The following is a 6949-nucleotide window of genomic DNA, read 5'->3' as shown; positions in this document are numbered from 1 at the left end:
ATGACTAATGTTGCATTTATAACTTGAATTCACGATTGCAAACAGTAGTATCCCAAAAAAAACAAAGAGTAATACAGTCATCAGCAGTAAAGAGCCAATAAATAAAACAATTGATCCGACACTGAAATCCATAGCCTTGTTCGTTGATCCATCATAAAATACCTTGATATAACTTCCAATGGTAGGTTTGGAACTAGAAGAATACGAAGGCGAATACGTAACGACATCTCCTTCATTTGTTGTAAACTCAACAACAGCCGTATACATAGTGGTATAACTCCCTGAATCAGAATCATAACTATCATAAGAGGTATAATTCACAACTTTCGAAGTATAACTAGCTCCATTCATCAATACTTTTGCTTTTGTATATATCGATGAACCAATGCCTATCACTCCTCCTAAGCTCATACCAATTACGCAGACTACCACAAGAAAGGTATAGCCGAAGCCAAGACAACCCATTCCTCCTTTTCCAGCATTTAACTGCCTTTGGCCAATCTTATAAGTTACCCAAAAACTAAATAATATAGTCAGAATAACGCCCCATCCAAAACTTGTTAACATTAGCTATGCTCTTATTTATTATAACGTGAAGTAGCATGTTTGTACTTCACTTTTTCTCTTTTGATTAAATCATTATTAATCCCATTTCCTTTCTCAGAAACAGAAACAACAACATCTCTATCACCTGTTGCTTTATTCTTGGAAGTTACATGAGTTGAATCCGAAGCTCCTTGCCCCTCTAAAGTCAGCTTTCGAAGTTTCGTCACTCGAAATACCAGTATACCAAAAGTTAAAATCATATACCCATACATCACTTTGGTAAACACGTCTTTCTCTTCTTCGTCACTAAAAACTCTATACTGATAGAACATCAATAGAATAAAGATGAAAAACATCATACGTAAGGGACGAAGAAACAACTTTACACAACTCTGTAAGCGCATATAAACTACATCGTCAAACACATTAACTTTTGATAAAATAAACAAGGCTAATAAAAAGATATAGCGCATCAAAAAGAAAGTCAGTAATAATGAAACAAAGACAATTCCTAGATCCTCATAGGTCAACCAAAAAGTATTACCCTTATCGTCTAAAAAAACGGATACTTCAGTCCCTTCAAACCCTTTCTCAGTCAAATCACCAATGCGATAAGCAGGAAGAAAAAACTCATTTCCATCTGCGTCTATCACAACAATCCCCTTATTTGTATTGCCATACTCATCCCTTTCTTCACTTAAGATGTTTGTATATAGATTACCGTTCAACATTGCCTTAGTCATATCAAAAGGAACCATTCCAAAAGACTCAAAGATGGAACTCATCATCGAAAATGCAACTACTGCAAACACAATAAATGCAGGGTTTACTTTCTTGCTAAAAAAATCGTTGCTACTTAGTTTTTTATTCATAATTTAATTCTACTATATGTAACCATTGAAGTGCTTTTTCTTTTTTCAAATCCTAAAAAAGAACATATAAATATACAAAAATAACACTTGTAATAGCAACTAGTAAACAAGATCAATATTTTCTTAAACTATTTAAAAAAACACCATCAAAAAACAAAACCCTGAGAAACTTTCTACTAATCGATAAACAACTACTTTTGTAAAAAAATAAAACTATGACAACTAGCTATAAATACTCCTTGTGTTTCTTACCCGATGAGGCGCTGATCCAAAAAGTCAAGCAAATGAAACTAGCTCTCGCAGATCAGATTGGATGGTACAATAGCAAAAACTCTATCGCACATATCACTATCGCAGAGTTTCAGTCTGACGAGTTAGGTATTGATCAGGTCATGGAACGCATTAGACAACAATGTCTTTACTTCGTCCCCATTGAGGGAAGTTTAGACACCTTTGGTCATTACCCTAATGGAGCCTTTTTTTTAGCTGTAGATGAAAAAAACAAATCAACACTAAAAACCTATGCTAAGAAAATAATCAAGAAAATCGACCTATCCTATATCTACAAAAGTAGTGACCCCCACTTATCCATTGCTAGAAAACTAGATCCAGATAGACTGCAAGAAGCTTTTGCTTTCTTTGACAAACCTAATTTACCATTTACTTGTAGCCAAATAGCCTTGCGACGATTCAATCCTGTTCGTGGACAATATGATATTATCGAATACATACCTTTTAAAAGTCTAGAAGATAAAGAAGACGAGCAATTGACTTTTTTTAGTAAATTAGTTCCTCTTATTAATTAAAACAAATCATCAACTTATCCAATGGAAAACAACAATCATAAGCTTACTTGGGAGGAATTTTCAAAGGTAGAAATGCGCGTAGGAACCATCATACAAGCTGAAGTGTTTTTTGAGGTACGCAACCCTGCCTATAAACTAATCATAGACTTCGGGGAAGAAATTGGCACCCGAAAATCGTCTGCTCAAATAACCAAGCTTTATACCCCTGAAGAACTTATCGGTAAACAGATCGTAGCGGTGGTTAACTTCCCTCCTAAACAAATTGCTACACTAATGAGTGAGTGCCTCGTCATGGGAGCCGTGGAAGGTAAAGAGGTAACGCTGATGACAATGGACAAACCTACTAAGAATGGCTTGAGAATAGGATAAATCTATCAAACGCAAAAGCAGCTACCTTATAGAAGACAACTGCTTTTGTGTATAATTGATGAGATAAAAAATCTTTACTTGTGTAACAAACTATATAAAGCAAATGATCCTAACCAATGACTCCCCATATAATCATCACCAGAAATATTCTTAAAAGCTGATTGGAAATGCTTATCGGCTAAAGGTAACAAGACTGTTGCTAACGATGGATCAGTCTTCGAAATATCTTGAAGACAAGTAGCTCTACTAAAGTTCAAACCATCTAAATGAACCAATTGACCATCTGTTCGATCGGATACCTTAGCAACTTCCAACGCAAAATCAGCTTGATAAATACTCGGAAGAAATGCTTTCAACCACACTTTAAATTCAGCTGCTGGCAAGACTTTACTCATTAAACGTGCCTCTTCCAAACAAGGCGATAAAAAATCACTACCACTTGGCTCATAACTTAAATTACAATCTTTATCAGATAGGTATAAGCGTTTCGCATTATCAACGATAACTTTCTCGAAAGCCTTATTTCCAGTTGCTTGTGCATATTCTAAAGGTAGAGATAGACCAAAAGCAGAATTGTTATGCGTCCCTGTACGGATTGGGTACAACAATTTTGGTAAATATTCAGTATAGCGACCTACTAACTTATCTGCCAAGGGTTGAAATATCTTAGCCCAACGTTGTGCATCTGCATCTTCCCATTGAAGTAGTGCTTGTTGAAGTTTTAAAAACCACGCCCAACCGTAGGTGCGTTCAAATGAGGTATTATTAACATCGTCAAAAAAAGCTAATTCAACCGCTAAATTCTCTTCTGTTATCAACTTGTTTAATCGTGTACGAATCGATCTATCAGCATCAATTTCAGGATACTTCTCCATCAGTGTCACGATAGACCAAAATCCATGAACAGAAGAATGCCAGTCGTAACATCCATAAAATATAGGTCTTAAAGCTTGAGGACTCTTTAAGTCTTCATCACTGCCTAACGTCTGCCCTAATCGATTGGGATATTCTAATTCAATACAATGTAAAGGCAATTCAATAATTTTCTTAGCTTCCGCAATACCCAGCAAAGTAGTCGATGGTAAGCTCTTTATCTCAACCGTTTCTTCTTGTTTTTCTTCTTTTGGCTTTGTATTACAGCTTAACAAAACAGCACAAGCCATCACACAGGTCAATAAGTATTTCATAAATTCATTGTTTATAGAAGCTAAAAATACACATAAAATCGTCAATCCAAAATTACAAACCCATCATATTCTATTAATCTTAAACTTACTAGCTGGTAAAAAAACAAGTGTCTGTACAATTATTTGCTATTCTAATGCGTTGAAATTACATTTGTAATAAGACATAAATACTAAAAACGAATTAACCACATGAATACTAAATATTATTTTAAAGGCTTATCAATAGCAGCAATAGCATTATTTTTCTCTTGCTCTAGCGACGACAAAAGCACAACAAATGAAGAAGGTTTTCGCATTATTCCAGCAGATGAAATAATCCAAAAGATACAGCCGACAGGGTTCTATATTGCAAATGAAGACTGGTTTGGAACAGATAATGGTAGCGTAAACTTCATAAACGCTAATTATTCGCCGAGCTACCGTATTTATAGAGAAGCTAACCCAGGACAAAAACTTGGTGTGACTACACAGTACGCTACCACTTATGGGAAATATTATTATATCGTATCCAAGATGGACAAGAGCTTAGTTGTAACAGATAAAGATTTTAAAGAAGTAAAATCCTTAACAGATATCAATGGTGATGGTCGTGCCTTTGTAGGTGCAACACCAGATAAAGGGTATATCTCAACAAGTAATGGTATTACTATCTTTGATATTAAAAACTTAACCACGACAGGAGTTATTCCAAATATTACCACACAAACAGGAAATATGGCAGTAGCCAATGGGCTATTATTTGCCGTTTCAAGTGATGGAAAGTTACACATTATCGATATTACAACAGATCAAGTAATACATTCACTAGAAGACAGCTATGCACAGCTAACCTTAGACCATACAGGCATTCTATGGGTAGGAAATGGTAATAAACTAAGCAAAATCGATACAAAAACAATCGACAAAGCCGATCTAACTACATTCACTCCTAAAAATTACGACCTAGTAGATACATCTATTGTAGGTCAATGGGGCGCTTGGAACGCTGGTTCAATGACTGCCTCAAATGATGGTAAATACATCTATTGGAATGCTAATGGAGGCGCTTGGAGTGGAGGAAACACCATTGCTCAATTCGATACAGAAACAGGTACTGTCAATCCAAAATTTTATGATTTAGGTAATGACGATTTAGGTAATAAACTATCATTTTATGGCGCAGGTCTTCGCGTAGATCCACATACGGATAATCTTGTCTTGACCATTAAAAGAGATGGTTACGGAAGTAATGCTTCATACAATTGGACAAGAATCATTTCCCCTCAGGGTACAACTGTACAAAACATCTTCCTAAGAGGAGGTACAGCCGATAGTAGTACACTTAATGCTGACGGTGGTTACTTCTGGTTTCCCGCTATGCCATTCTTTCAGGACAATAATGTTCCACAAATATTTACCAATCAAATTATTTTGAAATCCGCAAAAGAATTTGCTATTCCAATGGATAAATTCTTTATCGACCAAGATTCACCTTTTGCTTTAATTAATAAGTCCGTTACTAATTTAGCAGACGATTTTGGAACAATAACCCTTGACAAAAGAACCTTTAGTGACAATGGTAAAGAAGTAATCAAAGATTGCTTTGTCTTCACAACAAATGAAAAAACAGGCAAGTCTAACTTTACTTTAACCATAGAATCAAATGGTTTTAAGGCTGAAAAAAACATAGAGGTTTGGGTAAGATAACCTAACATATTGTATAAAAATAACAAAGAGTAGTCAATTCAAAAGTTGAACTACTCTTTTTTTGTTAACTTATTCACTTATTTCGTATTTTTGAACAAAATAAAACCAATGAAAATCAAACTATTACCATTAATACTATCTTCATTATTTATCATCACACTATTTTACAGCTGTGACAACCAAGACATCAGTACGTCTAAAGCATATGACACTGTACAAAGTCATTTAGTTAGCAAACCTGAATACGAAAAAACAACAATAACAGTTGGCGAAAAAAGGTTCCGCCTACGCAAGGATAGCCTTGAAGTAAGCAAGTATAGAAAACTTGAGCACGAAGGATATATAGAGTTTGCCGAAGAAAGTTCAAAAAAGAAATGGTTATCGAAAGATAGTATTTGGAATGTAACCATCAAATTAACAAGTAAAGCTCACCCATATGTCATTAATCAAAACAAAGACAAAATTACGGTTAAGACGATAATGTACAATTTAGGAGATGAAGATAATCTACAGCTAAACAACCACAGCAAAAAATCAGCTACAGTTTCAGTTATGTTAATTAAGGAATACACCCCATTTATCATATTATCCAAAGATGCTAGCCCAAACACAAAATTCATTACTAAGAATTATAAGCTACGTTATAACGAAACAAATGGCTGGATTATAAATTAAAAGCTATGTTTAAAAATATCACCATACTAACATTAGTACAACTTATTCTCGCCTATGCTTCAGCCGAACTAATGGGGAGAATGTCTTTTATCGGAAGACAAGGAATTAACTTTGTGTACACGCAGTACACTGTACTAAAAACACCTTGGAAGACCGTAATAATCATTTTTGCCATACAAGTTGCGTTGATTATTCTTTTAGCTCTTTTTAAGTTTTACACGGCTCATTATGTCAGCGTAAGTGTTATTCTCTTTGCCTTCTTGGCTGGATTTATAGGTGCTTACCTTACTCATGTAGATCTAACGACGACCTCTCATAAAACGATGGGAATGATGTTTCGAATAGGCAGTTACCTATTTTGGACTAGTTGGACAATTACCTGCACCGTATTCCTCTTCTTGCGCAAGAAAAAAGTTGTATTAGATGAACTTACACCAATAAACTCAGGGGAAAATCAAACAGTAGAGGAAAGTAATCTAAGCTAATTTTTATACCTTGCGACAAACTCAAAAACAAGTAAATATGTCTATGCTAAAAACAATAACCCTAGCTATCTTTATATGTAGCTTCGTAGCTTGTAAAGACAATACAAAAGAAACCGAAGAGAAGAAGGTAATCCTTATCCAAAAAAATACAAAGGAGAGTGATCGTGTACAGATACCCATGCATGGAACAAAAGAAAATAGCTCTTCATCTACAAACAAAAGCTTCCAATCGAATCAAGAAGCTAACAAGTAAAACAATCATTTGCATCATATAAGCTCTCCTGTTTAGAAGAGCTTTTTTGTTTATCTAAAGATAGAAGAGT

8 protein-coding genes and 1 pseudogene are annotated in these 6949 nt (G+C 34.9%); 6 read left to right on the top strand and 3 right to left on the bottom strand.

Annotation, left to right across the window (positions count from 1 at the left end; translation table 11 throughout):
* Positions 1 to 567 (bottom strand): annotated as a pseudogene (locus GJV77_RS03230) (DUF3592 domain-containing protein); the annotation flags it as partial.
* A gap of 11 nt (positions 568 to 578) precedes the next feature.
* Positions 579 to 1418: a hypothetical protein gene (locus tag GJV77_RS03225; RefSeq protein ID WP_155034912.1), complete on the bottom strand. Its 840-nt coding sequence runs from the start codon at positions 1416 to 1418 to the stop codon at positions 579 to 581.
* Positions 1419 to 1633: 215 nt separating this feature from the next.
* Here GJV77_RS03225 and GJV77_RS03220 point away from each other — a divergent pair, with 215 nt between their 5' ends.
* Positions 1634 to 2224, top strand: coding sequence for a 2'-5' RNA ligase family protein (locus tag GJV77_RS03220; RefSeq protein ID WP_155034911.1), 591 nt, complete (start codon positions 1634 to 1636; stop codon positions 2222 to 2224).
* Positions 2225 to 2245: 21 nt separating this feature from the next.
* On the top strand, positions 2246 to 2593 hold the full coding sequence (locus tag GJV77_RS03215; RefSeq protein ID WP_155034910.1) for a tRNA-binding protein: 348 nt from the start codon (positions 2246 to 2248) through the stop codon (positions 2591 to 2593).
* Between the two features lie 74 nt (positions 2594 to 2667).
* Here GJV77_RS03215 and GJV77_RS03210 read toward each other — a convergent pair whose 3' ends face one another.
* Positions 2668 to 3780, bottom strand: coding sequence for a DUF2891 domain-containing protein (locus GJV77_RS03210; RefSeq protein WP_155034909.1), 1113 nt, complete (start codon positions 3778 to 3780; stop codon positions 2668 to 2670).
* A gap of 189 nt (positions 3781 to 3969) precedes the next feature.
* On the opposite strand from GJV77_RS03210, the gene GJV77_RS03205 reads away from it, so the two are divergent.
* From GJV77_RS03205 to GJV77_RS03190, 4 genes are all read left to right on the top strand, one after another.
* Complete coding sequence (locus tag GJV77_RS03205; protein WP_155034908.1) at positions 3970 to 5466, top strand: DUF5074 domain-containing protein; 1497 nt, start codon at positions 3970 to 3972, stop codon at positions 5464 to 5466.
* A gap of 108 nt (positions 5467 to 5574) precedes the next feature.
* Positions 5575 to 6141: a hypothetical protein gene (locus GJV77_RS03200; RefSeq protein ID WP_155034907.1), complete on the top strand. Its 567-nt coding sequence runs from the start codon at positions 5575 to 5577 to the stop codon at positions 6139 to 6141.
* Positions 6142 to 6146: 5 nt separating this feature from the next.
* On the top strand, positions 6147 to 6626 hold the full coding sequence (locus GJV77_RS03195) for a cytochrome d ubiquinol oxidase subunit II (protein ID WP_193563669.1): 480 nt from the start codon (positions 6147 to 6149) through the stop codon (positions 6624 to 6626).
* A 37-nt stretch (positions 6627 to 6663) separates the two neighbouring features.
* The gene (locus GJV77_RS03190) at positions 6664 to 6879 is read left to right on the top strand and encodes a hypothetical protein (protein ID WP_155034906.1); all 216 of its coding nucleotides are present in this window, start codon (positions 6664 to 6666) and stop codon (positions 6877 to 6879) included.
* Positions 6880 to 6949 lie beyond the last annotated feature (70 nt).

It is taken from the genome of Myroides pelagicus, from assembly GCF_009711055.1.
Lineage (GTDB): Bacteria > Bacteroidota > Bacteroidia > Flavobacteriales > Flavobacteriaceae > Flavobacterium > Flavobacterium pelagicum.
This window is presented reverse-complemented; position numbering and strand designations above follow the sequence as displayed.